General features: G+C 74.2%; 21 protein-coding genes. 9 read left to right on the top strand and 12 right to left on the bottom strand.

Annotation, left to right across the window (positions count from 1 at the left end; all coding sequences use genetic code 11):
* Positions 1 to 907 precede the first annotated feature (907 nt).
* Complete coding sequence (locus tag ACGF7U_RS07760; protein ID WP_393104054.1) at positions 908 to 2407, top strand: GH1 family beta-glucosidase; 1500 nt, start codon at positions 908 to 910, stop codon at positions 2405 to 2407.
* Positions 2408 to 2512: 105 nt separating this feature from the next.
* Here the strand turns inward: ACGF7U_RS07760 and ACGF7U_RS07755 are convergent, their stop codons facing one another.
* Complete coding sequence (locus tag ACGF7U_RS07755) at positions 2513 to 3358, bottom strand: helix-turn-helix transcriptional regulator (RefSeq protein ID WP_393104052.1); 846 nt, start codon at positions 3356 to 3358, stop codon at positions 2513 to 2515.
* A 100-nt stretch (positions 3359 to 3458) separates the two neighbouring features.
* On the opposite strand from ACGF7U_RS07755, the gene ACGF7U_RS07750 reads away from it, so the two are divergent.
* Together ACGF7U_RS07750 and ACGF7U_RS07745 are read left to right on the top strand one after the other, a co-directional pair.
* Positions 3459 to 4184, top strand: coding sequence for an SDR family oxidoreductase (locus tag ACGF7U_RS07750; protein WP_393104050.1), 726 nt, complete (start codon positions 3459 to 3461; stop codon positions 4182 to 4184).
* A gap of 190 nt (positions 4185 to 4374) precedes the next feature.
* Entirely contained in the window at positions 4375 to 5364 is a 990-nt protein-coding gene (locus ACGF7U_RS07745; protein ID WP_393104048.1) for a helix-turn-helix domain-containing protein, read from the top strand.
* A 161-nt stretch (positions 5365 to 5525) separates the two neighbouring features.
* Here ACGF7U_RS07745 and ACGF7U_RS07740 read toward each other — a convergent pair whose 3' ends face one another.
* The 3 genes from ACGF7U_RS07740 to ACGF7U_RS07730 form a co-directional block, all read right to left on the bottom strand.
* A complete protein-coding gene (locus tag ACGF7U_RS07740) occupies positions 5526 to 5939 on the bottom strand; it encodes a roadblock/LC7 domain-containing protein (RefSeq protein WP_393104175.1) in 414 nt (137 codons plus the stop codon).
* A gap of 5 nt (positions 5940 to 5944) precedes the next feature.
* Positions 5945 to 8461, bottom strand: coding sequence for a nitrate- and nitrite sensing domain-containing protein (locus ACGF7U_RS07735; RefSeq protein WP_393104046.1), 2517 nt, complete (start codon positions 8459 to 8461; stop codon positions 5945 to 5947).
* A 100-nt stretch (positions 8462 to 8561) separates the two neighbouring features.
* Positions 8562 to 9941, bottom strand: coding sequence for an FGGY family carbohydrate kinase (locus tag ACGF7U_RS07730; protein ID WP_393104044.1), 1380 nt, complete (start codon positions 9939 to 9941; stop codon positions 8562 to 8564).
* A gap of 255 nt (positions 9942 to 10196) precedes the next feature.
* On the opposite strand from ACGF7U_RS07730, the gene ACGF7U_RS07725 reads away from it, so the two are divergent.
* Positions 10197 to 12125: a chorismate-binding protein gene (locus tag ACGF7U_RS07725; RefSeq protein ID WP_393104042.1), complete on the top strand. Its 1929-nt coding sequence runs from the start codon at positions 10197 to 10199 to the stop codon at positions 12123 to 12125.
* A gap of 85 nt (positions 12126 to 12210) precedes the next feature.
* Here the strand turns inward: ACGF7U_RS07725 and wrbA are convergent, their stop codons facing one another.
* Entirely contained in the window at positions 12211 to 12828 is a 618-nt protein-coding gene (wrbA, locus tag ACGF7U_RS07720; RefSeq protein ID WP_393104040.1) for an NAD(P)H:quinone oxidoreductase, read from the bottom strand.
* A gap of 113 nt (positions 12829 to 12941) precedes the next feature.
* Between wrbA and ACGF7U_RS07715 the strand changes: the two genes are divergently transcribed.
* Positions 12942 to 13430 (top strand): GNAT family N-acetyltransferase, encoded by a 489-nt coding sequence (locus ACGF7U_RS07715; protein WP_393104038.1) that lies wholly within the window; start codon positions 12942 to 12944, stop codon positions 13428 to 13430.
* A gap of 177 nt (positions 13431 to 13607) precedes the next feature.
* Here the strand turns inward: ACGF7U_RS07715 and ACGF7U_RS07710 are convergent, their stop codons facing one another.
* The 3 genes from ACGF7U_RS07710 to ACGF7U_RS07700 all read right to left on the bottom strand — a co-directional run bounded on the left by ACGF7U_RS07710 (position 13608) and on the right by ACGF7U_RS07700 (position 15194).
* Entirely contained in the window at positions 13608 to 13976 is a 369-nt protein-coding gene (locus ACGF7U_RS07710) for a DUF3037 domain-containing protein (protein WP_393104036.1), read from the bottom strand.
* Positions 13973 to 14731: a HipA family kinase gene (locus tag ACGF7U_RS07705; protein ID WP_393104034.1), complete on the bottom strand. Its 759-nt coding sequence runs from the start codon at positions 14729 to 14731 to the stop codon at positions 13973 to 13975. Before ACGF7U_RS07705 ends, ACGF7U_RS07710 begins: the two co-directional genes overlap by 4 nt.
* A gap of 67 nt (positions 14732 to 14798) precedes the next feature.
* Positions 14799 to 15194, bottom strand: coding sequence for a DUF4190 domain-containing protein (locus ACGF7U_RS07700; RefSeq protein WP_393104032.1), 396 nt, complete (start codon positions 15192 to 15194; stop codon positions 14799 to 14801).
* Between the two features lie 129 nt (positions 15195 to 15323).
* Here ACGF7U_RS07700 and ACGF7U_RS07695 point away from each other — a divergent pair, with 129 nt between their 5' ends.
* Positions 15324 to 16433: a winged helix DNA-binding domain-containing protein gene (locus tag ACGF7U_RS07695; protein ID WP_393104030.1), complete on the top strand. Its 1110-nt coding sequence runs from the start codon at positions 15324 to 15326 to the stop codon at positions 16431 to 16433.
* 179 nt (positions 16434 to 16612) lie between these two features.
* Positions 16613 to 17347: a YsnF/AvaK domain-containing protein gene (locus ACGF7U_RS07690; RefSeq protein ID WP_393104028.1), complete on the top strand. Its 735-nt coding sequence runs from the start codon at positions 16613 to 16615 to the stop codon at positions 17345 to 17347.
* Positions 17348 to 17408: 61 nt separating this feature from the next.
* On the opposite strand, the gene ACGF7U_RS07685 is transcribed toward ACGF7U_RS07690, so the two are convergent.
* The 4 genes from ACGF7U_RS07685 to ACGF7U_RS07670 are packed head-to-tail and all read right to left on the bottom strand — an operon-like array spanning position 17409 to position 21793.
* Positions 17409 to 18614 carry an ABC transporter ATP-binding protein gene (locus tag ACGF7U_RS07685; protein ID WP_393104026.1) on the bottom strand — a complete coding sequence of 402 codons (1206 nt, stop codon included), beginning with the start codon at positions 18612 to 18614 and terminating at the stop codon, positions 17409 to 17411.
* A gap of 9 nt (positions 18615 to 18623) precedes the next feature.
* Positions 18624 to 19457, bottom strand: coding sequence for a carbohydrate ABC transporter permease (locus tag ACGF7U_RS07680; protein ID WP_393104024.1), 834 nt, complete (start codon positions 19455 to 19457; stop codon positions 18624 to 18626).
* A 1-nt stretch (position 19458) separates the two neighbouring features.
* Positions 19459 to 20457, bottom strand: coding sequence for a carbohydrate ABC transporter permease (locus ACGF7U_RS07675; RefSeq protein ID WP_393104022.1), 999 nt, complete (start codon positions 20455 to 20457; stop codon positions 19459 to 19461).
* 46 nt (positions 20458 to 20503) lie between these two features.
* Entirely contained in the window at positions 20504 to 21793 is a 1290-nt protein-coding gene (locus tag ACGF7U_RS07670) for an ABC transporter substrate-binding protein (protein WP_393104020.1), read from the bottom strand.
* A 232-nt stretch (positions 21794 to 22025) separates the two neighbouring features.
* On the opposite strand from ACGF7U_RS07670, the gene ACGF7U_RS07665 reads away from it, so the two are divergent.
* Both ACGF7U_RS07665 and ACGF7U_RS07660 read left to right on the top strand, forming a co-directional pair.
* A complete protein-coding gene (locus tag ACGF7U_RS07665) occupies positions 22026 to 22604 on the top strand; it encodes a DsbA family protein (protein ID WP_393104018.1) in 579 nt (192 codons plus the stop codon).
* Between the two features lie 56 nt (positions 22605 to 22660).
* Positions 22661 to 23365 (top strand): VOC family protein, encoded by a 705-nt coding sequence (locus ACGF7U_RS07660; RefSeq protein WP_393104016.1) that lies wholly within the window; start codon positions 22661 to 22663, stop codon positions 23363 to 23365.
* Positions 23366 to 23367 lie beyond the last annotated feature (2 nt).

Genomic DNA, 23367 nt, shown 5'->3' with positions numbered 1-23367 from the left:
CAGGCGCCCGGGGATGGTGGTCGACCCCGGCCCGGGCCGGGGTTACGGCGGGCGGCGCCCCTGCGGGGGCTGCGCCGGCCGCGTCGGGTGCCGTACCGGAGACACCGGCTGCCCTCGGCCACCCACGGTTCGCGCGATCTGGCTCCGCGTCGCGGTGGCGTCAGTGTGCCACGCATGGAAGCGCTCCCACAATGGCGCGGACGCACGGAGCAGTCACTTGTTTCGATCTCGTTTTGGGTCTTTCACAAAGCCGTGACGGGCGTTACAGTCGCAGCATCGTCGATGGGAGCGCTTCCATCGACAAGGTTCCAACTGGAAGATCACCCGGGGTCCGTCCGACGGAGCCCGGGGAGTCAGCCCGAGGGCTGACGGCGGGCCAGCCCGGACGCCGCCGTCAGCCGTCATCCCGCCAACGTGGAGGGAGGTGGATCCTCAAGCCACTCGCGTGGCCCGGCTCCCGCGCGACACGCACGACAGGACGCCAATTCCGCCCGTGCGTGTGCAGCAACGGTGGGGACGGGGGTTGCCCTCCCCCGTCCCCACACTAAACCTCCTTGCACGATGGGAAAAGAGGCCGACGGGACTGGCCGTGTCGCCCTTCCGACCGGCCTCGTCCGCTGTCCGGCCGCACCGCCCACCCGGCGACGTCCCGCCACCGGCGACCCGCCGGCGCGCCGATCCCGCGGCACCCCGCACGGCCGGCCGTCCCGCGCCGGCGCGCCACCGCGCGCCCCGCCCCGCACCGCCGCCCACGGGCGCACGCCGCACCCCCTTCCCACCATCTCCGAGCGCCGTCGCACCGGCCGGCACCGACCGGATCGGCCGGCGGCGACCGGTTGGCGGCTCCTGGCTATGCTGGGAGCGCTCCCGGCCCGGCGGTGGCCACGCAACCCACGAGGAGAACCCCATGTCGATGCTCACCCGGCGGCGGCTGCTCCGCCACGCCGCGATCTCCGCCACCGCCACCGCCAGCGCCGCCACCGGCACCGGGCTGGGCGCCGCCGCGACCACCGCCGCCAGCGCCGCCGCGGTCGCCGGCTGCGCCGACCGGGACGAGAGTCCCGCGCCGCGCACGGCGGACACGCCCGCCGGCGACCTGCGTTTCCCGCCGGACTTCGGCTGGGGCGCGGCCACCTCGGCGTACCAGATCGAGGGCGCGGCCAAGGAGGACGGCCGGGGCGAGTCGATCTGGGACACCTTCAGCCGTACGCCGGGACGCACGCGCAACGGCGACACCGGCGACGTCGCGGCCGACCACTACCACCGGTACGCCGAGGACCTCGACCTGATGCGCGACCTCGGCCTGCGCAGCTACAGGTTCTCCATCTCCTGGCCCCGCGTGCAGGCCGACGGCGCCGGCGCCCCCAACCAGCGCGGGCTCGACTTCTACCGCCGGCTGGTCGACGGGCTCCACGAGCGGGGCATCGCCCCGATGGCGACGCTGTTCCACTGGGACCTGCCGCAGGCCCTGCAGGACGCCGGGGGCTGGGAGTCGCGCGATGTCGCCCACCGCTTCGCCGACTACGCCGAGATCGTCTTCCGTGCCCTCGGCGACCGGGTGCCGGTCTGGCTGACCGTCAACGAGCCGAAGACGGTGGTGCAGAACGGCTACCTCTGGGGACACCACGCACCGGGCCGGCAGGACCCGGCCGCCGCGTACCTGGTCGCCCACCACCTCCAGCTCGCCCACGGGCTCGCCGTCGCGGCGCTGCGCGCCACCGGCCCCGGCCGGATCGGCCCGGCCCTCAACCTGCACCCCTGCTACCCGGCCGACGCGTCGCCCGAGGCGGCCCGCGCCGCCCGGCTCTACGACGGCTACGAGAACCGCCTCTATCTCGACTCGATCCTCACCGGCCGCTACCCGCAGGACGTGCTCGACGACCTCGGGCCCGACAGCCGCATGGTGCGCGGCATCCGCGACGGTGACCTGGTCACCATCTCCGCGCCGGTGGACCTGCTGGCCGTGCAGTACTACACGCCGTACTACGTCACCCCCGACGGCGACACCACCCGGCGCTGGCCCACCTCGGAGGCCGACTGGCAGCAGATCTACCCCGAGGGCATGTACGACATCCTGACCCGGGTGACCCGCGACTACGGCCCGATCCCGCTCACCGTCACCGAGAACGGGCTGCCCACCCCGGACGTGCTCGGCGCCGACGGCACGGTCGACGACGCCGGGCGGATCAGCTTCCTGCGTGACCACCTCGCCGCCGCCCACCGGGCCGTGGCCGCCGGCGTGCCCCTGGAGAGTTTCCACGTCTGGTCCCTGCTGGACAACTTCGAGTGGGCCGAGGGGTACGACCAGCGCTGGGGTCTCGTCTACGTGGACTACCCGACCCAGCGGCGCGTGCTCAAGCGCAGCGCGCACTGGTACCGCCAGGTCATCGCCGCCAACGGCCTCTGACCGCGACGGCGCCGCACCAGCCGGCGGCCGGACGGGCCGCCGCGCCGGTGGGCGGCCTCGCGGCGGGCCCGCCCGGCTGCGCGCTCACGGCGACGTCCGCGTCGGTCAGCTCGCCGACGCCGTCCGCCAGTGAGCCCCGATGACGCCGAGCAGCCGCAGCGCCTCCGCCGACCGGCCGTCCGACGCGGTGTGCAGCACCAGGCGCTGCCCGCCCTCGGCCAGCTCCAGCACCTCGCGGTCCAGCGCCAGCTCGCCCACGGCCCGGTGGGTCAGCACGACGCGGTCCGGGACGTCGCGCACGCAGACCCCGTGGTCGCGCCAACGGCGGTCGAACTCGGGGCTGTCGGCGCGGAGCCGGGCCAGCAGCCGCCCCAGGGCCGGATCGTCCGGGTAGCGGCTGGCCGCCGCGCGCAGGTCCGCCACGCACCGCGCGGCCACGGCCCCCGCGCCGGCCTGGTCGAGGACCGGGCCGGGCCGGCCCCGGAACATCCGCCAGGCCAGGTTGCGCTCGTCCGGCGCCCAGTCGTCCGGGTCGCCGAGCACGGCCACCGCCAGCGAGTTCCAGGCGAGCAGCTCGTACCGGGCGTCGATGACGTAGGCGGGGGTGTCGGTGAGCCGGTCGAGCAGGTGCCGCAACCCGTGCGGCACGACGTCGTCCGGGCGGGCCGGCGGGTCGGGCACCTCGCCGGCGAGGCGGAACAGGTGCGCCCGCTCGGTCGGATAGAGCAGCAGGGCGCGTCCCAACGCGGCGAGCACCTGCCGGGACGGCCGCGGCGCCCGGGCCTGCTCCAGTCGGTTGTAGTAGTCCACCGAGATCGCGGCGAGCCGGGCGACCTCCTCCCGACGCAGCCCCGGAGTGCGGCGACGGGTGCCGGAGGGCAGGCTGACCTCCTCGGGACGTACCCGGGCGCGTCGGCTGCGGAGGAAGTCGGCGAGCAGGGCGCGATCCATCCCACCATGATGCCGCCCCCACGAGCGCCGTCCAGGGACCGTCGGTCCCTGGACGGCCGGTGCCTTCCCGGCCCCGACCCGGGCGCCGCAGGGTTGCGGCATGAGCGCAGAGGTCGCCCTCGTCACGGGGGCCAACAAGGGAATCGGGTACGAGATCGCCCGCGGGCTGGCCGCGGCGGGGTTGCGGGTGCTGATCGGCGCCCGGTCGGCGACGCGGGGCCGGGAGGCGGCCGAGAAGCTCGCCGCCGAGGGGTACGACGTGTCGACGGTGCGGTTGGACGTCACCGACCCGGAGTCGGTGCGCGCCGCCGCGCACACCGTCGAGCGGGCCCACGGCCGGCTCGACGTGCTGGTCAACAACGCCGCGGTGCTGCTCGACTTCGGCGTCGCCCCCAGCGCCGCCCCGATCGAGGCGGTACGCGACACCTTCGAGACGAACGTGGTCGGGGTGGTGACGGTGACCAACGCGCTGCTGCCGCTGCTGCGCCGCGCACCGGCCGGACGGATCGTCAACCTGTCCAGCGGGCTGGGCTCACTGACCCTCACCACCGATCCGACGTCGCCCAACTCCCGGCTGCCGATGGTGGCCTACAACGCCTCGAAGAGCGCGGTCAACGCGGTGACCGTCTGCTACGCCAACGAGCTGCGGGAGACACCCATCAAGGTCAACGCGGCCGACCCCGGCTACTGCGCCACCGACATGAACGGCGGCGAGGGCGACCGCACCCCCCGCCAGGGGGCGTCGGTCGCCATCCGGCTGGCGACCCTGCCGGCCGACGGGCCGAGCGGGGGTTACTTCGACGAGGACGGGCCGCTGCCCTGGTGAGCGGTCGGCGACGCGCCGGCCGTCCCGTGGGGCGGGCCGGTGCGTCGCCGGCAGCATGGCGCCCGTCCGCGCCGGTCGGCTCACCGCCACCCACCACCCACGACGGCGCCGTGGCCGCCACCGGTCACCTCGTTGCGCCCGGACAACCTCCACCCGGCACCCGTGAGTACGATCCCCGGGATCGGCGTACGTGAGGGTGGGTGACGGGGTGCTGCCATGCCAGGTCCTCGACACGTCGCTGCTTCCGCCGCGCGACCGGTTCGCCTGCTGGTACGAGGTGATCGAGCAGGAGGCCGCTCCCACCGTCATCAGCAGCCCACACCTAAACGACTTCCTCGCCGAGGCCAAGAGCGTGGACCTCGGGACCGTGAAGCTCGCCGCCCTGCGCTATCCCACCCTGCACACCAGGCGAACCTCGAGGCTGGTACGCACCAGCCAGCCGGACACCTACCAGTTCGTGCTGACGACGGCCGGGGACAGCGCCATCAGCCAGGACCGCAACGAGTCGACCGTCGCACCGGCGTCGTTCACGTTCCTCGACAACTGCCGCCCGTTCGTCGCTCGCCACCTCTCGACCGGGCCGGAACTCGCCGGGTCCATCTCCGTCGTGATCCCGCACCGGGCGCTGCCGCTGCCGGCGAACAAGGTCCGCCGGTTGCTCGCCACGTCGATCCCGTCCGACACCGGCATGGCCGCGCTGCTCGCCCAGTTCGTGCGTCGCCTCGTGACGTACCCGGAGCAGTACGACGCCTCCGACGCCGTCGTCCTGGGCGCGATGACGATGGATCTGGTGGCCGGCACGCTGGCCCACCGGCTGGACGCTGCCGAGATCCTGCCGAACGAGGTCCACCAACGCACCCTGCGCGTACGGATCCGGGACTTCGTCGAGAGGCACCTCGACGATCCGGAGTTGACCCCGCGCGCGATCGCGGCCGCCCACCACATCTCCCTGCGGTCGCTGCACCGGCTGTTCGAAAACGAGGACGTCACGGTCGCGGAACTGGTCCGCCGGCAGCGGCTGGAACGCTGCCGGCGGGACCTCGCCACCCCGCTGATGGCGGGGCAGCCGATCCACGTCATCGCCGCGCGGTGGGGCTTTGCCGACAAGGCCCACTTCAGCCGGCTCTTCCGGGCGACCTATGGCGTTTCGCCACAGGACTACCGCGAGCGGCACCGTTGACGCCGGCACCCGCGCCGGCCGTGCGGCGGCGCCGGCCACCAGCGGGCGTCGGCGGTCACCGGCGGGCGTCGGCGGTCACCGCGGTCCCCGGCGGGCGTCGGCGCGACACCGGCGGGAGCCGCCACCGCACCGCCGACGGCGGGCCGGCGCACGGCCCGGCATCAGCGGGGCAGGGCCTGCTGCAACTCCGCCCGCAGCGCCGGGGTCAGCATCTCCCCCGCCTGCTTGGCCAGCCGCGCCATCTCGTAGCCGACCACGCCGATGTCGGCGTCCGCGCCGGCCAGCGTGGCCAGGATGGACCCGTCGCGCACCTGCATGACCAGGAAGTATCCGCGTCCCATCTCGACGACGGTCTGCTTGACCACGTCCCCGTCGAACATCTGCGCCGCGCCCGCGGTGATGCTCATCAGCCCCGACGTCACCGCGGAGAGCTTGTCGGCGTGGTCCCGCGGCAGGTTGTCGGAGACCGCCACCAGCAGGCCGTCGGAGGACACGACGATGGCGTGCGCCACCCCCGGCACCCGCTGCGCGAAGGCGCTGACCAGCCAGCTCAGGTCGCGGGCCTCCTGGCTCAACGTCGTCATCGATCTCCCCCTTCGGTGCGCACGCCGCCGGGCGGCATGAATATCTCGGTGGTGTCCTCGGCTTCGGCCCGCCGGACGCCGCTGTAGAGCCGCGACAGCATGCCGCCGACCGCCTCCGGGTCCGGGTCGTGGCGTACCGCGGGCTGCTCCGGTCGCGCCGACCGGGTGACGGCGGAGAGCTGAGCCATCGGCACCCGTACGGGCAGTCCGCGGGCGTTGGTCCCGCCGGTCACCGGGACGGCGGGCGGGGTGGGCGAGGTCTCCCGCGCGGGGGCTGGCGCCGGCCCCTGGCGGGACCACCAGCCTCCCCCGGCCGGCACGGTCGATCCGCCCGCCGGCGCCAGCACGTCCTCCGCCCGCACCGGGACCGGCCGCGCCTGGCGGGGCGCGACGGCCTCCGGGCGCCGCCCGGCCACCGGCATCTCGTCCGGGGCCGGCGCGCCGGCCCAGGCCACGGCGGCGACCGCGGAGGTCAGCATCCGCGCCGGGGACGCGTCCGCCTCGGTCGGCACCGATGGGGCCAGCAGGTCGCCGGGGAGCCGGATCCGGGCGACGAGGCCGGCGGTCGCACCGGCGCGCAGCCGCACCTCGACCCCGAGCCGGGCGGCCAGGTGGCTGACCACGAACAGGCCCATCCGCTCGACGGTCGCCACGTCGGCGGCCGGCGGCGTGGCGAGGACGGCGTTCGCCTCGGCCAGGGCGGACGGGCTCATGCCGAGGCCCTCGTCGGTGATCTCGACGACCGCTCCCGCGCCGTCGGCGCACGCGGTGACCACCACCACCGTGTCGGGGCGGGAGAACGAGGTGGCGTTCTCCAGCAGCTCGGCGAGGACGTGGACCAGCTCACCGACGGCGTGCCCGACGATGTGCAGGTCGGCCACCGCCTCGTGGCGCACCCGCTGGTACTGCTCGATCTCGGCGCTGGCGGCGAGCAGCACCGCGCCGAACCCCACCGGCCGGTTCCACCGGCGGGTCGACTCGGTCCCGGCCAGCACCAGCAGGCTGTCGTCGTTGCGCCGCATCCGGGCGGCCAGGTGGTCGAGCTTGAACAGGTTCTCCAGCTGGTCCGGGTCGCTCTCCTCGCGTTCCAGGTCGTCCAGCAGCTCCAGCTGGCGTTCGACGAGCACCTGACTGCGCCGCGCGAGGTTGACGAACATCGCGTTGACGTTGCGTCGCGTGGTGGCCTGCTCCACGGCGACGCCGACCGCGCTGCGGTGCACCGCGACGAACGCCTCGGCCAGCTCGCCGATCTCGTCGAGGGAGCGGACCACCGCCGGCGGGACCTCGATGGTGGGGACGCCGCCGGTCACGGTGCGGAGCCGGTCCAGGGCGTCCGGCAGCTCGACCTGGGCGATCCGCAGGGCCTGGCCGCGCAGCAGCCGCATGGAGCGGGCGATGGACCGGCCGACCAGGACGGAGATGAGCAGGGCCACCAGCAGCACCGCGACGATCACGCCGATGACCAGCAGCGTGGCCCGCAGCTGCGCGGCGCTCACCTCGTCGGCCTGGCGTACGGCGTCGTCGAGCACCGACGCCTCGACCTGGCGCAGCAGCTCCTGGCGCTGCTCGCTGGCCGCCCACCACTGTGGAGCGGGCAGCACGGCCGGCGGGGCGGCGCCGGTCGGCAGGCTCTGCTCCTCCAACCGGGCGGCGGCCAGGAACGCGGGGTCGGCGGCGATCTCGTCGTAGCGGCGGATCTGCGCGGTGGTGGCGGCGACCCGGAACGCGCCCAGCGCGGTGAGCTGCTGGGCTCGCAGGTCGGTCAGGACCACCTGGTCCTCCACGCCGTACCGGCCGGACCGGGCGGCCTCGTAGAGCCGGGCGCGGACCCGGGAGGAGAGCTCCTTGACCCGGGCGAGCTGGACGTAGCGCAGCACCGCGTCGCTGAGGGCGGGCTGGTTCTCGCCGGGCGACGGCTCGGCGAGGAGGCTGAGCAGCGCGTCGACGGCCCGGTGGTAGTTGCTGAGGATGGTGTCGCTGCCCAGCACCGCCGGGGGGATCGCAGCCCGGATGTAGACGACCTGCTGGTACGCCTCCAGCACCTCCGAGTACGCGACCCGCCAGGACGCGTCGGCGTCGGCCAGCGGCTCCGCCGCCCGGCGCAGCTCACGCAGGGCCTGGTCGGTCGCGCTCTGCAGCGGCTTCAGCGCGATGATGGCCGCGTCCCGGTCGGCGCCCGCGCCGCTGCGCCGCAGCTCGCTCAGCTCACCGGCGGCGCGGTCCCGCTCCTGCTGGAGCTGGTGCACCAGCACCGTGATCTCCCGGCCGATGCCCACCTGCCGGGCGAAGTCGCCGAGCGCGGTGGTCTGCCCGACCAGGGCCCGGGTCTGCACCCCGGCCAGCACCAGGAACGCCACCGAGGGGATGACCAGCACGGTGGCGAGCTTGGTGCGCATCCGCCAGTCCCGCAACCGGAACGGCGAGCGGCGGCGGTGCGGGACGACCCGGACGTCGAACCGGCGCCGGCGGTGGTGGGGCACCGCGCCCCGCGCCGGGTCCGGACCTGCGCCCACACGTGCCTCCTACGTCCCCTCGCGTCCGCCGCGAGCCGGGGAGCGGAGTCCATCCAATCAGGCCCGCGAGCTGTGTCAACGGGCCGGGCTGAGGTGCGACTCAGGAGGGTGAGGCGGTCTCGTCCGTCCGGCCGATGTCGGCGAGCCGGGTGGCGTCCCCGATGCGCCCCAGCGCGATCAGCGCCGCGCCGCTCGCCCCGACCTCCGGATCGCGTCCGTGCCACACGGCCCGGGGTGCGAGCGCCGCGGCGAACGCCGCGCGCCACCAGGGCGAGGCGGTCATCGCTCCCCCGCCGAGCACCACCTCGACCGGCTTGTCGACGGTGGACTCCAGCACGGCCAGGTCGCCCGCGACGAGGTCGCACAGGCCGCGCATCAGCCCGGCCAGGATCTCCACGGCCGTGGTGCCGAAGCTCAGCCCCCGCAGCTCCCCCGAGCCGGCCGGGAGCAGGCCCGGGGGCCGGTCCCCGCCGAACCGCACGTTCACCGGCAGGCCGCCGTCGGGCGGCAGCCGGGACAGCGCCGCGTCCAGCTCGGCGCCCGCGGGCAGCCGCAGCTCCCGGTCGGCCCAGGCGAAGAGGTTGCCGCCGGAGGAGTACGCGGCGCCGGTCACCACGTGGTCGCGGTCGACCCGGTAGCGCCAGAGCGCCTCGGGCAGCGCGGGCAGTTCCTCGCCCGCCGGAACGCGCTGCACCAGCCGGACCGCCGCCGAGGTGCCCACGGTCACCGCGGCCCGGTCCGGCTCGACGCAGCCGGAGCCCACGTTCGACGCCGCGCCGTCGCCCACCGGGCAGGCCCAGGGCGCGTCGGTGAGCTGCGGCCAGCGCCGCGCGTACGCGGGGCGCAGCCGGCCCCGCCACCGCGTCGGGGCCAGCTCCGGCAGCTCGTCGGGCCGGCTGCCGGCCAGCGCGCAGGCCTCGGCGTCCCAGGTGAGCGTCCGCAGGTCCAGCAGGCCCGTACCGGACGCCTGGGAGATCGACATGGGGGCGGAGTCGAGCAGCTCGCCCAGCACGTACTCGGCCAGGCCGGCGAACCGGGCGATCCGCGTGCCGGTCTGCTCCCGCAGCCAGGGCAGCCGCACCGACCAGTAGCAGCGGTGCCACCACGCGCCCGTGCGCTGGTGGAACGCGTCCGGGTCGGCCGGGCCCGTCGCCCCCGGCAGTGCCTCCGGGCGGGTGTCCAACCAGGTCAGCACCGGCCCGAGGGGCGCGCCGTCGGCGCCCAGGGGAACCACCGAGTGCCACTGCGCGGAGGTCGCCACCAGGGACACGTCGCGCAGGTACCCGCCGGCGGCCAGCTCGTCCAGGCAGTCGGTCAGGCAGGCCAGGTAGCCGGGGCCGTCCAGGGTGCCGGTGCCGTCGTCGTGCACGACGAGACTCACCCGGCGCCGGGCCAGCGCGCCGGGCAGCGGCCGGGCGTCCGCGTCCAGCACGAGCCCACGTACCGAGGAGGTACCCAGATCGAGCGCGAGAATGTTCATCGCGGGTCAAGTTACCCGCTGCGCCGCGACCCGGCGTCCCAGCGGGTGGGCCGTACGCCCGATCGGCTTCCCGGCGTGCGGGCGGGCCGCGTAGGGTGACGCCATGCTCGCGCACCTGTCCTGCTGGTGGCCCGCCGACCCGGCGGCCATCCCCCGCGCGTAGCTTCCCACGCGGCCGCCCGACGAGGCGGCCGCCGGTCTCTCTCCGGCCCTCCCGGTCGCCCCGCCGGGCGGCGCCCGGCCCGAGGAGACCCGATGACCCACCTGACCGAGCTGCTGGCCGCCGTCGCCGCCGGCGACGACCCCGGCCCCTTCGCGCTCGTGCGGCGCGAGGGCGCCGACCACCTGGAGCTGTTCACCGGCGCCGTACGCGCGGTGCCTCGCCTCGCCGACATCCCACTGCCCGACGGGGGGCCCGGCCCAAGGACGCTGGCGCTGGTGCCGTTCCGACAGGTCACCGAACGGGGCTTCGCCTGCGTCGACGACGGCGTCCCGCTGGAGTGCCTGGAGATCGCCCGGCACGAGCGGATCGATCTGGCCGAGGCGCTCGCCGCGCTGCCCGACGTGCCGGTGCGCACCGCCGACGCCGGCTTCGACGTCGGCGACGACGCGTACGCGGCCACCGTCGGCCGGGTGCTCGCGGAGGAGATCGGGCGTGGCGAGGGCGCGAACTTCGTCATCCACCGCTGTCTGCGCGCCACCGTCGAGGGGCCGCCGCTGGTCGCCGCGCTCGCCGCGCTGCGCCGGCTGCTGTCGGGCGAGCGCGGGGCGTATTGGACCTTCGTGGTGCACACCGGCACCCGGATCCTGGTCGGGGCCAGCCCGGAACGGCACGTCAGCGTCGACGACGGCCTGGTCATGATGAACCCGATCAGCGGCACCTTCCGGCACACCGGCGCGGACGCCGACCGGGACGCGCTGCTGCGCTTCCTCGCCGACCCCAAGGAGGTCGAGGAGCTGTACATGGTCCTCGACGAGGAGCTGAAGATGATGGCCACCGTCGCCGAACACGGCGGCCAGGTGGTCGGGCCGTACCTCAAGGAGATGTCCCATCTCGCGCACACCGAGTACCTGCTCGCCGGCCGGGGCACGAAGGACGTGCGGGAGGTGCTGCGGGAGACGATGTTCGCCCCCACCGTCACCGGCAGCCCGATGGAGAACGCCTGCCGGGTGATCGCCCGGCACGAGCACGCCGGGCGGCGCTACTACGCCGGGGTGCTGGCGTTGCTCGGGCGCGACGAGGCCGGGCGGCAGACCCTGGACGCGCCGATCCTGATCCGTACCGCCGAGATTTCCCCCTCGGGTGAGCTGCGGGTGCCGGTCGGGGCCACCCTGGTCCGGCACTCCACGGCCGCCGGCGAGGTGGCCGAGACGCACGCGAAGGCGGCGGGCGTGCTCGCCGCGCTGGGGCTGGGCCCGCAGGCGCCCGCGTCCGGCGCGCGCCCGCCGGTACGCCTCGCCGACGACCCGGAGGTCCGCGCGGCGCTGGCCGCCCGCAACGCGCCGCTGGCCCGCTTCTGGCTGGACCAGCGCGCCGCGGACGCGCCCGGCCTGCCCGGGCTGGACGGGCGGCGGGTGCTCATCGTCGACGGCGAGGACACCTTCACCGGGATGCTGGCCCACCAGCTGCGCGCGCTGGGCCTGGCCGTGACGCTGCGACCGTGGCACGCCCCCGGTGCCGTGGCCGGATTCGACCTGGTGGTGGTCGGTCCCGGCCCGGGCGACCCGGGGAGCACGACCGAGCCGAAGATGCTCGCGATGCGCGGTCTGCTGGCCGGGCTGCTCGCCGAGGGTCGGCCGACCCTGGCGGTCTGCCTGGGCCACCAGCTGCTCTGCGGCCTGCTCGGGCTGGCGCTGCACCGCCGGGACGCCCCCTACCAGGGGCTCCAGCGGGAGGTGGAGGTCTTCGGCGCGCGCCGCCGGGTGGGCTTCTACTCGACGTTCACCGCCCGAGCGGACGCCGACCGGCTGCCGACACCGTACGGGCCGGTGGAGGTGGCGCGGGACGGCGTGGACGGCGCGGTGCACGCGCTGCGCGGACGGGGCGTCGCGGGGGTGCAGTTCCACCCCGAGTCGGTGCTCAGCCCGGACGGCCTGGCGGTCCTCGCCGACCTGCTGGCCGGGCTGCTGCCGGCGCCGGCCGGGGAGCTGTCGGCGACCACCGGGGCGGCCGAGGGCGCATAGTCGCGCCGCACGGGGGTAGGGCTGGGGGCGACCGGCGGTCCGGACGGGCCGAGAGCCCCCGCCCGGGCCGCCGGTCGCCGCCGGCTCAGCCGGCCAGGCCGGCCTTCAGGGCGGCACCGATCTGCACCGCCCGGCGGACGGTCAACGCGGTGGCGCCGAGGGCGATGCTGTCCGGCGCGATCTCACCGTTGTTGCTGGTGTGCGAGGCGCCGTAGGGGTTGCCGGCGACGAACTGGCTGGCGTCGGTGTAGCCGGGGGTGACCACGACCCCGCCCCAGTGGTAGAAGACGTTGAACATCGACAGCAGGGTCGCCTCCTGGCCGCCGTGAGAGGTGGCCGTGGTGCAGAACGCGGAGTAGACCTTGTTCGCCAGGGCGCCCTGCGACCACAGCGGCCCGGTGGTGTCCATGAACTGCTTGAGCTGGGCGGCCATCACGCCGTACCGGGTGGGCGTCCCGAAGATCACCACGTCGGCCCAGGACAGGTCGTCCAGCTGCACCTCGGGGACGTCCTGGGTCTCCAGGCGGTGCGCCTGCCAGCCGGAGTTGGAACGGATCGCCTCGTCCGGCGCCAGCTCGCGCACCTTGCGCAGGCGCACCTCGGCGCCGGCCTCACCGGCGGCCTCGCACGCCGCCTGCGCCATCTGGTACGTGATGCCGGTCGCGCTGTAGTAGATCACCGCGACCTTGATCTGGGCAGCCATCAGGTGTTTCCCCCCCTCATGTCGGGTCAGCTCCGGCGACTACCCGGCACCCGCGTCGGCAAACGGCCGGCGCCCGGCTGCGCCCGTGCGCCGGCCTGAGCGATGCTGGGGCCATGCTGATCAGAGCCGCCACCGCCGACGACTGGCCGCGGATCTGGCCCTTCCTCCGCGAGATCGTGGCCGCCGGGGAGACCTACACCTGGCCCCGCGACGTCGACGAGGCGCGGGCCCGGACGATGTGGCTGGTGCCGCCGCCGGGTCGCGCGGTGGTCGCCGTCGATCCGGACGGCACGGTGCTCGGCTCGGCGAAGCTGGTGCCCAACCAGCTCGGGCCGGGAGACCACGTCGCCAACGCCAGCTTCATGGTCTCGCCGGCCGCCGCCGGGCGCGGGGTGGGGCGCGCGCTGGGCGAGCACGTGCTGGCGCTCGCCCGCGCGGAGGGCTACCGGGCCATGCAGTTCAACGCCGTGGTGGCGACGAACACCCGGGCGGTGGCGCTCTGGCGGTCGTTGGGATTCGAGGTGGTCGGCCGGGTGCCGGAGGCGTTCCGGCACCCGGCCGAGGGCTTCGTCGACCTGCTCGTCATGCACCGGCGGCTCTGAGCCGCGACCCACCCGCCGGGGCCTCAAGAGTTCCGCAAGTTTCGATGCGATCGGGTGCCTGTCCGGGCGCCGACCGGGGATCCTGGTCCCACCGGCGGCCGCCGCGCCGGTGGGCCTGAACGGGGGATCGCGCTCCGCCGGCAGCGTGGCTGGCGTAGCGCGATCAGGACGGGCGGCTCAGCGGACCAGCGCGTCCATCAGCCGCTCCAGCTCGGCCGCCGGGTCGGCGGTCAGCCCGGTGTGTACCGGCCCGGTCTGGATCATCGTGCTGCGCGGGGCGGCCAGCCAGCGGAACCGCTCCCCCAGGCGCATCCCGCCCGACGGGCCGTCGCCGGCGCACGTGCGGTCCCAGGACCGCAGCACCGCCGCCACCGCGTCCAGGTCGACCTGCGGGGCCAACGCCCGCACCCGGCCGGCGTCCAGATGGGTACGCACTCCCAGGAAGTCCCGCTGCTGGCAGTAGAGCAGCACGCCGACGTTGACCTGCTCGCCGCGTTCCACCCGGGGCACCAGCCGGACGACCGCGTACTCGAAGGGTTCCCTCACGCAGCGCTCCCCTGCGGCAACCAGTCCCCGGTGCGCGCGACCCGGCGGGCCAGGTGGTCCACGTACGCCGCGCGGGCCGCGTCGGCGGAGTCGAAGTCGGCGCCGGTCAGCCAGCTCTCGGGCACCAGGGCCAGCACCTCGGCGAGCAGGTCCCGGGTCACCCTCGGCGCCAGGTCGGCGTCCGCCTCGGCCAACCGCCCGGCGTAGGGCGCCAGCACGTGGTCGTCGGCCCGGTACGGCCGGTGCACCGCCGCCTCGGCCCGCGGCCAGTTGTGGTGGAAGTACAGCGACGCGCCATGGTCGATCAGCCAGAGCTCGCGGTGCCAGACGAGCAGGTTCGGGTTGCGCCAGCTGCGGTCGACGTTCTCCACGAAGGCGTCGAGCCAGAGCACCCGGGAGGCGAGCGCCGGCTCGACGGGGTGCGCGACCGGGTCGTAGCCCAGCGCGCCCGGCAGGAAGTCCATGCCCAGGTTGGCGCCGCCGCTGTTGCGCAGCAGCTCCTGCACCTCCTGGTCGGGCTCGGCCCGCCCGATCACCGGGTCGATGTCGAGCACCACCAGCGGCGGCACCGCCAGGCCCAGCCGGCGGGCCAGCTCGCCGCAGATCACCTCGGCGACCAGCGCCTTCGGCCCCTGCCCGGCGCCCCGGAACTTCGCCACGTACGTGCCGAGGTCGTCGGCCTCCACCACGCCGGGCAGCGAGCCGCCCTCACGCAGCGGGGTGACGTACCGGATTCCGGTGACCTCGCGGAGCACGGGACCACCCTAGTCGCACGCGCGTGGGCCGGGCCGCGTGGCCCGGCCCACCGCGGTGGGCCGACGGTCAGTTGTCGAGCCGGTCGCGCAGGTCGTCGACCTCCCGCTGGATCCGGTCCACGGCACCCTCGTCGTTGAGGAAGGTGGTGATCCCGGCGGCGAAACCCAGTCCGATCAGCACCGCCAGGGCGCTGAGCACCAGGCCGCCGATCGCCACGCCCCGGCCGGTCACCCCGGGCCGGCGGGCCATCTTGAGCCCGACGATGCCCAGGATCACGCCGATGATGCCGAGCAGCAGGCCGATCCAGGACAGGATCACGGTCAGCACGCTGATCAGCGCGGCCACCCCGAAGACCAGTGCGAAGGCGGCGGCGGCGCTGGTCTTCGCCGACGTGCCGGCCCCGGCCTCGCCGGACCGCAACGGTACGGCGCCGCGCCGGGACGGCTCACTGGACGCAGTCATGTCGCTCCCTCCACGCGCACCGTTGCGCGTACCTCGCGGGCGCTTTCCCACTACGGCCGCCCTTATGCGCGATCGACGGGTCGGTGGGCGGTCCTAGGCTGGCCGCCGACCTCTTGTGAAGGGAACCCGATGACGGTGAACCTCGGCGGGCGCGAGGCGCTCGCGCTGCGGATGACCAGCCTGCTGCTCCGCCCGCACCCGACCGCCGACCCGGGCGGGGTGGCCGACGTGGTGGAGTGGTTCGGGGCCATGCAGGCGCAGGACCTGGCCAGCGGCATGTGGTCGCTCGGGGTGCGGCTGCCCGCGCTCGGCCACGACGACGTGCACGCCGCGCTGGAGCGCCGGGAGGCGCTGCGCACCTGGCCGATGCGGGGCACCGTGCACTTGGTGCCGCCCCGCGACGCCCGCTGGATGCTGGAGCTGACCGGCGTACGCTCGCTGGCCGCCGCCGCCACCCGCCGCGCGCAGCTCGGGCTGACCGAGGCCGACGCGGACCGCGCGGTCGACGTGCTCGGCGCCGCGCTGGCCGGCGGCACCCGGCTCACCCGGGCGCGGTGCCTGGACGCGCTGGAGACGGCCGGGATCGGCACCGGCGGTCAGCGCGGCTACCACCTGCTCTGGTACGCCAGCGTGCGCGGTGTCACCTGTCTCGCGCCGAACGTCGGCACCGAGCAGACCTTCGCCCTGCTCGACGAGTGGGCGCCCGCGCCGCGCCGGCCCGAGCGGGACGAGGCGCTGGCCGTCCTCGCCCAGCGGTACGTGCGGGGCCACGGCCCGGTCACCGCCCGGGAGTTCGCCGGCTGGACGGGGCTCACGCTCACCGACGCGCGCCGGGGTCTCGCGGCCGCCGGCGACGCGCTGGCGACGGTGCGGGTCGACGGGGAGGAGGCACTGGTCGACGCGGCCCTGCTGGACGCGCCGCGCGAGCCGGTCGACGACCTGCTGGTGCTCCCCGGCTTCGACGAGTACCTGCTGGGCTTCAAGGACCGCTCGCTGATGCTCGACGCCGCGCACCGGAACGCGATCGTGCCGGGCGGCAACGGCGTGTTCCAGGCGACCGTCGTGCGCGGCGGCCGGGTGGTGGGCACCTGGAAGCGGTCCCTGGACAAGGCGGGGGTGACGGTCCGGGTGTTCCCGCTGGTGCCCCTCGACCGGCGGAGCCGGGACGGGGTGGAGGGCGCGCTGAGCCGGTACGCCGACTTCCTGGCCCGGCCGCTCCGCGTCGTCTGGCCCGACTGACTCCGGCGCGTGGTCTCCGCGGCGCCGCTGTCCCGGCAGCCCCACCGGCCCCGATGGCCCCGCCGGCCCCGGCGCTCGTGGCATCCGCCGGTGGCTGCTCCTATTCACCGGCCGGCGGACGAATCCGCTCCCACCGGCCGGGTATCCGGCCCCTGACACGAGAGGGAGGTAGACGGCCAATGAAGCTCAACGCACAGCAGGCCAACGCGCTGTACGGACAGGACGTCAAGGACCGCTCGGGGTCGAAGATCGGCAGCGTGGGTCAGATCTGGACCGACGCCACCGGTGAGCCGACCTGGGTCAGTGTGAAGACCGGCCTGATGGGCCAGAAGGAGTCGATGGCTCCGCTGGACAAGGCCCGGATCACCGACAGCGGGCTGGCGGTCGACTACGACAAGTCGACGGTGAAGAACGCCCCTGCGGTGGACGCCGGCACCGACCAGCCGCTGGACACGGCGCAGATCGAGCAGCTCTACACCCACTACCACCTGCAGCCGCAGGGCGCGCCGAGCGCCTCGCGGGGGCGGGCACCGGGCGCGGGCGAGGACCTCATCCGGTCCGAGGAGCGGCTCCGGGTCGGCACGGAGAGCCAGCCTGCCGGTACGGCGCGGCTGCGCAAGTACGTCGTCACCGAGGACGTGCACACCACCGTGCCGGTCGAGCACGACGAGGTGTACGTCGAGCGGGAGCCCATCGCCGCCGGCGACGCCCGTGGTGCCCGCGCGGACATCGGCGAGGCGGAGCAGGAGATGACCCTGCGCGCCGAGCGGCCCGTCGTCGCGAAGGACACGGTGCCCGTCGAGCGGGTCCACCTCGCCAAGGACGAGGTCGTCGAGCAGCAGCCCGTCGACGACCAGATCCGGCGGGAGCGGGTCGAGGCGGACATCCCGGAGCCGGCCCGGCGACGTCGCTGACCGCTGACACGGCACGGGGCGGGTGGGTCGGTGCGACCCACCCGCCCCACGCGTCGTCGCGTCAGTCGGCGAGCGCTCCCGCCGCCCGGCCCTCGTGCAGGGTCAGGTTGCGGCCGTTCGAGGGGTCGAACAGGTGGATCTTCTCCAGGTTGAACCAGACCCGCCGGGACTGCCCCTCCCGCACCGGGGACTCGGCCGAGAGCCGGGTCACCAGGCTGGTGCCGCCGCCGCTGAAGTCCGCACCCGCGTCGGCCGCCAACTCCTCCAGCTCGGCGGCGCTGGCGCGCTCCCCCTCGACGCTGAAGTAGACGTACTTGTCGGAGCCCATCGACTCGACGATGTCGACCGGCGCCTCGAACTCCAGGCCCCGGCGGCGGGTGTCGTCGTCAATCAGGTCGGCGTCCTCGAAGTGCTCCGGCCGGATGCCGAGGATCAGCTCGCGCGGCGCGTCCGCCCCCTCCAGCTCGCGCCGGATCCGCTCGCCGATCGGCACGTCGCCCAGCGCCGTGCGCAGCGTGCCGTCCTCGACCGCCGCGTGCAGGAAGTTCATCGACGGCGAGCCGATGAACCCGGCCACGAAGAGGTTGCGCGGGTGGTCGTACAGCTCCTGCGGCGGGCCGACCTGCTGCACCGCGCCGCCCCGCATGATCACCACGCGGTCGCCGAGGGTCATCGCCTCGGTCTGGTCGTGGGTGACGTAGACGGTGGTGGTGCCGAGCTGCTTCTGCAGGCGCGACACCACGGTGCGCATCTGCACCCGCAGCTTGGCGTCGAGGTTGGACAGCGGCTCGTCCATCAGGAACGCCTTCGGCTGCCGGACGATCGCCCGGCCCATCGCCACCCGCTGGCGCTGGCCGCCGGAGAGGTTGGCCGGCTTGCGGTCCAGCAGCGCGGTCAGCTCCAGGACCTTCGCCGCCTCCTCCACCTTCCGGTTGATCGTCTCCTTGTCCAGCTTCGCCAGCCGCAGCGGGAACGCCATGTTCTCCCGCACGGTCATGTTGGGGTAGAGCGCGTACGACTGGAAGACCATCGCGATGTCGCGGTCCCGGGGGGCCTTGTCGTTGACCCGCTCGCCGCCGATGCGCAGCTCGCCGGAGCTGATGTCCTCCAGGCCCGCGATCATGTTCAGGGTGGTGGACTTCCCGCAGCCGGACGGGCCGACCAGGATCACGAACTCGCCGTCGGCGATCTCCAGGTCGACGTCCTGCACCGCCACGGTCCCGTCCGGGAACCTCTTGCTCACCTTGTCGAGCACGATGTCAGCCATGACTACCACCTATCCCTTGACTGCGCCGGAGGTCAGGCCGGAGACGATGCGGCGCTGGAAGAAGAGGACGAACAGGATGATCGGAATGGTGATCACCACGGCGGCGGCGCAGATCGCCCCGGTGGGGTCCTCGAACTGCGACTCGCCGGTGAAGAACGACAGCGCCACCGGCACCGTGCGGGCCCGCTCGGTGGAGGTCAGCGTGATGGCGAAGAGGAAGTCGTTCCAGCAGAAGATGAAGACCAGGATCGCCGTGGTGAACAGCCCCGGCGCGGCCAGCGGGGCGATGACCCGCCGGAACGCCTGACCCTGCGTCGCACCGTCCATCTTCGCCGCCTTCTCCAGGTCCCACGGGATCTGCTTGAAGAACGCCGACAGCGTGTAGATCGCCAGCGGCAGCGCGAAGGTGATGTACGGCAGGATCAGCCCCGGCCAGGTGTCGAAGAGGCCGAGCTGCCGCTCGATCTCGAACAGCGGCGACACCAGCGACACCTGCGGGAACATCGCGATCAGCAGGGAGACGCCGACCAGCAGCCGCTTGCCGGGGAAGTCCAGCCGGGAGATCGCGTACGCGGCCATGGCGCCCAGCACCACGGCGATCAGGGTGGCGATCAGGGCGATGCCGATCGAGTTGATCAGGGCCCGGACGAACTGGTCGGTGGAGAAGATCGTCCGGTAGTTGTCGAGCGTCCACTCCTGCGGGATGAACTTCCCGTCCGTCAGGGTCGCCGGCGTCTTGAACGACAGCGACATGATCCAGAGGACCGGGACCAGGGCGAAGACGACCACGATGGCGTCCAGCAGGCCCCAGCGCAGCTTCGCCCGGGTGGTGGTCTCAGCCATCTCAGCGCCTCTCCCCGTCGTCGCTGCCCGGGGCAGCGGTACCGAACAGCTTCACGAAGACGAAGGCGATGATCGCCACGGTGAGGAAGATCAGCACCGACATCGTCGACCCGATGCCGAGGTTCAGGCCCCGGATCAGGTTGTTGTAGGCGAGCATCGACACCGACGAGGTCTCGTTGCCGCCCGCGGTCAGCACGAAGATGTTGTCGAACACCCGGAACGCGTCCAGGGTGCGGAACAGCAACGCGACGAGGATCGCCGGCTTCATCACCGGCAGCATCACCTTGGTGAACCGCTGCCACGCGGTGGCGCCGTCGGTGGAGGCGGCCTTGAGCAGGTCCTCCGGCACCAGCGCCAGGCCGGCCATGAGCAGCAGCGCCATGAACGGCGTGGTCTTCCAGATCTCGGCCAGCATGATGATCGCCAGCGAGCTGGCCCGCTCGGTCAACGGCGCGCCCTCGCTGAACAGGTTCGCCAGGTAGCCGGTTCCGGGCGTCCACGCGTACCGCCAGGAGAACGCCGCGACCACCGTGACGATGCCGTACGGGATCAGCGCGGAGGTCCGGACGAGGCCCCGGCCGACCAGCGTGCGGTGCATGATCAGCGCGAGCCCCATGCCGAGGACCAGCTCGATCGCGACGGTGACCACGGTGATCAGGGCGGTGACCCCGAACGCCGTCCACCAGAACTCGTTGGACAGCACGGTGGCGTAGTTCTCCAGCCCGACGAACTCGCGCTCGTCGGGGAAGCGCAGGTCGAAGCGCTGCAACGACAGCCAGACCGAGTAGAGGATCGGGTAGGCCGTCACCAGCACCATGACCAGCGCGGCGGGGGCGCAGAGCAGCCAGCCCAGCCGCCGCTCGGCCTTCTTGTTCTCGCTCAGCGGGGCCTTGCGGCCACTGCCGGCCCGCTGGGCCGGCACGGCGGCGTGCCGGCCGGACCGACTGGCGGTCTCCTCGGCGGTCACGTCGGCGCCCGCCGGGGTGGCGTTGACGCTCATGCCGCCACCTCCGGGCCGTCGGCGTCGAGTGGCCGGGCGCGCTCGCTCACGGCAGGACCCCCTTCGATTCGAGGGCGTCGGCGATGGCGTCGCGCAGCTCGTCGGCCGTCCGCTGCGGGTCGATGGCCGACGGCGGCGACAGAATCGCCGACATGACGGTGGAGATGCTCTGGTACGCGGGGGTCAGCGGCCGGACCGCCGGGTCCTTGAGCTCCTCGAGGATGGTCTCCCGCATCGGGTACGCCTCGGCCATCTCCGGGTCGTCGTAGACCTTCTCGATGGTCGGCGGCACGCCGTCGTTGATCGCGGAGAACTTCTGGTTCTTCTCGTTGCGGATGCACCGGGCCGCCTCGAAGGACTCCTCGGGGTGCTTCGAGTACGCGCTGACGGCCATGTTGACCCCGCCGATGGTGACCTTGCTCGGCGTGCTCTCGTCGATGCCGGGGATCCGCGCCCAGCCGACCTGCTTCGCCAGCTCCGGGTTGGCCTCCTGCATCGCCGGGTAGACGAACGGCCAGTTCACCTGGAACGCGCCGCTGCCGGACTGGAACTCCAGCCGGACGGGGTCCTCCGTGGCGTTGCTGAACGACGGCGACGTCACGCCCGACGTGGCGAACCGCTGGAGCTGCTCCAGCGCCCGGACGGCGCCGGCGTCCAGCACGGCCTGCTCGCCGTCGTCGCTGAGGATCTTGCCGCCGGCGCTCTCGGCGAGGGTGTTGTAGAGGACCACGAGGCCCTCGTACTGGGCGCCCATGGTGAGCACCTGGTGGGCCTTGCCCTGCTGCTTCAGCTCCTGCGCCACCGAGATCATCTGGTCCCACGTCTTCGGCGGCTCGGGCACGAGGTCCTTGCGGTACCAGAGCAGCTGCACGTTGGTGTTCTTCGGGGCGCCGTAGAGCTTGTCCTGATAGCGGGCCGTCTCCAGCGGGCCGGCGAGGGTGCCCTGCTCCACCTCGGCCTTGTCCTGCCCGGTCCACTCCCGGATCCAGTCGGCGCTGGCGAACTCCTGGGTCCAGGTGACGTCGAGGCCGAGCACGTCCATCCCGCTGTCCTGCGCGGCCAGCCGGCGGACCAGCTGCACCCGCTGGTCGTCCGCCTGCCGCGGCAGCACCCGATAGGCGATCTTGTAGCGCCCCTGCGCCTGCGCGTTGCAGTCGTCGACGACCTTCTGCAGGTTCTGCTCCGGCGGGTAGTACAGGTTGATCGTGGGCGTACCGCCGTCCCCGCCGGAACCGCAGGCGGCCGCCGTCGGCGCCACCAGCGTCAACGCCGCGGCCGCGGCCAGCGCGCGCACGCGTGGCCGCCTTCGGCGTCGGGCCTTGTCAGGGTCGCTCATCACCCCTCCCCTCGTGTCGGCCAAAGCCGGGGTAGGGCTCCGTGCCCCGGCGCACGGCGGAACTCTCAGGGGCGCTGACCAGCGAATCCGCGGCCCCGGGGGTTTCGTGGCCCCAACACTGCCCGACCTGCGAAGCGGCGAAACCTGACGCTGGTGAGACGGCCCCGACAGGGCCCGGTGTGGCCCGGATCACCGCCGTGCGCGGCGACCCCGGCACCCGTACGCTCGGCCGATGGACGCCACCTTCTTCTTCGACCCCGCCTGCCCGTGGACCTGGCGCGCCTCCCGCTGGCTGGTCGCCGTCGCCGACGCCCGCACCCTGCACGTCGAGTGGCGGGCGTTCAGCCTGGCCATCCTCAACGAGGGCAACGTCCCACCGCAGTTCGCCGAGGCGATGGCCACGTCCAGCCGGGCGCTGCGCCTGGTGGAGGCGCTGCGCGCCGACGGCCGCCACGACGACGCCGCCCGGTTCTACGCCGAACTCGGTGCCCGCAGCCACGACGCCGGCAACCCGCTGTCGCCGAGGATCGTGGCGGCGGCCGTCGAGGCGGCGGGCCTGGAGCAGGCCGCGCCGGCCCTCGACGACGACCGCTGGGACGACGCGGTACGCGAGTCGCACGCGCTGGCGTACGCCTCCGCCGGCCCGGACGTCGGCTCGCCCGTGCTGATGGTGCCCGGCGCCGACCGGGGCGTCCACGGCCCGATCCTGACCGAGGTGCCCGGCACCGACGACGCCCTGACCATCTGGGACTCGCTGCTGCCCCTGATCCGCATGCCCGCCTTCCACGAGGTCAAGCGCGCCCGCCACTGACCCCCCACGCGGGGTGGCGGGTCGGCCGGGGCGGGCGACGGCGGCATGATGGGCCGATGATCGCGCGCTTCAAGGACCTCTGTCTGGACGCCGCAGACCCCCGCGAGACGGGAGCCTTCTGGGCCCGGGTGCTCGACGGCGACCTCGTGGACCTCGACGACGGCGACACCCGGGTCGACCCCCGCACGGCCCGCTCCGACGCGGAGTCGATCTGGGTCAACCGGGTGCCCGAGCCGCGTACGGCCAAGACCCGCGTACACCTGGACCTACGCCTGGCCGAGGCCGACCCGGCGGCACTGCTGGCGGCCGGCGCCCGGCTGGTACGCGAGCCGGACGCGGAGGTCGACTGGTGGGTGCTGGCCGACCCGGACGGCAACCAGTTCTGCGCGTTCCCGCCCGGGGAGGGCGCCCGGCCCGGCCCGTTCGAGCTGATCGTCGACGCGGCCGACCCCGCCGCCCAGTCCGCCTGGTGGGCCGGCGTGACCGGCGGCAGGGCCGACACCAGTGCGACGGGCGTCGGGTTCGTGGTGGACGCCGGCGGCTTCCCGTGGGACCGGTGGGTCTTCGTCCCGGTGCCGGAGCGCAAGTCGGTCAAGAACCGGATGCACTGGGACGTCGACCTGACCGACCCGGAGCCGACCGCGCTGATCCGGGCCGGCGCGACGCTGCTGCGCGAGCCGGACGACGCCGTCGGCTGGTGGGTCCTGGCCGACCCGGAGGGCAACGAGTTCTGCGCCTTCGCGCCGCGTCCCAGCCGGTGAGC

This window comes from Micromonospora sp. NPDC047670 (assembly GCF_043204915.1).
In the GTDB taxonomy this organism is placed as follows: domain Bacteria; phylum Actinomycetota; class Actinomycetes; order Mycobacteriales; family Micromonosporaceae; genus Micromonospora.
Note: the sequence above shows the minus strand (reverse complement) of the source record. Positions and strands in the feature narration are given on the sequence as shown.

Coding starts and splice junctions, on each gene's coding strand:
- ACGF7U_RS07760 (WP_393104054.1), top strand. CDS start 908: ATGTCGATGCTCACCCGGCGGCGGCTGCTCCGCCACGCCGCGATCTCC.
- ACGF7U_RS07755 (WP_393104052.1), bottom strand. CDS start 3,358: ATGGATCGCGCCCTGCTCGCCGACTTCCTCCGCAGCCGACGCGCCCGG.
- ACGF7U_RS07750 (WP_393104050.1), top strand. CDS start 3,459: ATGAGCGCAGAGGTCGCCCTCGTCACGGGGGCCAACAAGGGAATCGGG.
- ACGF7U_RS07730 (WP_393104044.1), bottom strand. CDS start 9,941: ATGAACATTCTCGCGCTCGATCTGGGTACCTCCTCGGTACGTGGGCTC.
- ACGF7U_RS07725 (WP_393104042.1), top strand. CDS start 10,197: ATGACCCACCTGACCGAGCTGCTGGCCGCCGTCGCCGCCGGCGACGAC.
- wrbA (WP_393104040.1), bottom strand. CDS start 12,828: ATGGCTGCCCAGATCAAGGTCGCGGTGATCTACTACAGCGCGACCGGC.
- ACGF7U_RS07715 (WP_393104038.1), top strand. CDS start 12,942: ATGCTGATCAGAGCCGCCACCGCCGACGACTGGCCGCGGATCTGGCCC.
- ACGF7U_RS07700 (WP_393104032.1), bottom strand. CDS start 15,194: ATGACTGCGTCCAGTGAGCCGTCCCGGCGCGGCGCCGTACCGTTGCGG.
- ACGF7U_RS07695 (WP_393104030.1), top strand. CDS start 15,324: ATGACGGTGAACCTCGGCGGGCGCGAGGCGCTCGCGCTGCGGATGACC.
- ACGF7U_RS07690 (WP_393104028.1), top strand. CDS start 16,613: ATGAAGCTCAACGCACAGCAGGCCAACGCGCTGTACGGACAGGACGTC.
- ACGF7U_RS07685 (WP_393104026.1), bottom strand. CDS start 18,614: ATGGCTGACATCGTGCTCGACAAGGTGAGCAAGAGGTTCCCGGACGGG.
- ACGF7U_RS07680 (WP_393104024.1), bottom strand. CDS start 19,457: ATGGCTGAGACCACCACCCGGGCGAAGCTGCGCTGGGGCCTGCTGGAC.
- ACGF7U_RS07675 (WP_393104022.1), bottom strand. CDS start 20,457: ATGAGCGTCAACGCCACCCCGGCGGGCGCCGACGTGACCGCCGAGGAG.
- ACGF7U_RS07670 (WP_393104020.1), bottom strand. CDS start 21,793: ATGAGCGACCCTGACAAGGCCCGACGCCGAAGGCGGCCACGCGTGCGC.
- ACGF7U_RS07665 (WP_393104018.1), top strand. CDS start 22,026: ATGGACGCCACCTTCTTCTTCGACCCCGCCTGCCCGTGGACCTGGCGC.
- ACGF7U_RS07660 (WP_393104016.1), top strand. CDS start 22,661: ATGATCGCGCGCTTCAAGGACCTCTGTCTGGACGCCGCAGACCCCCGC.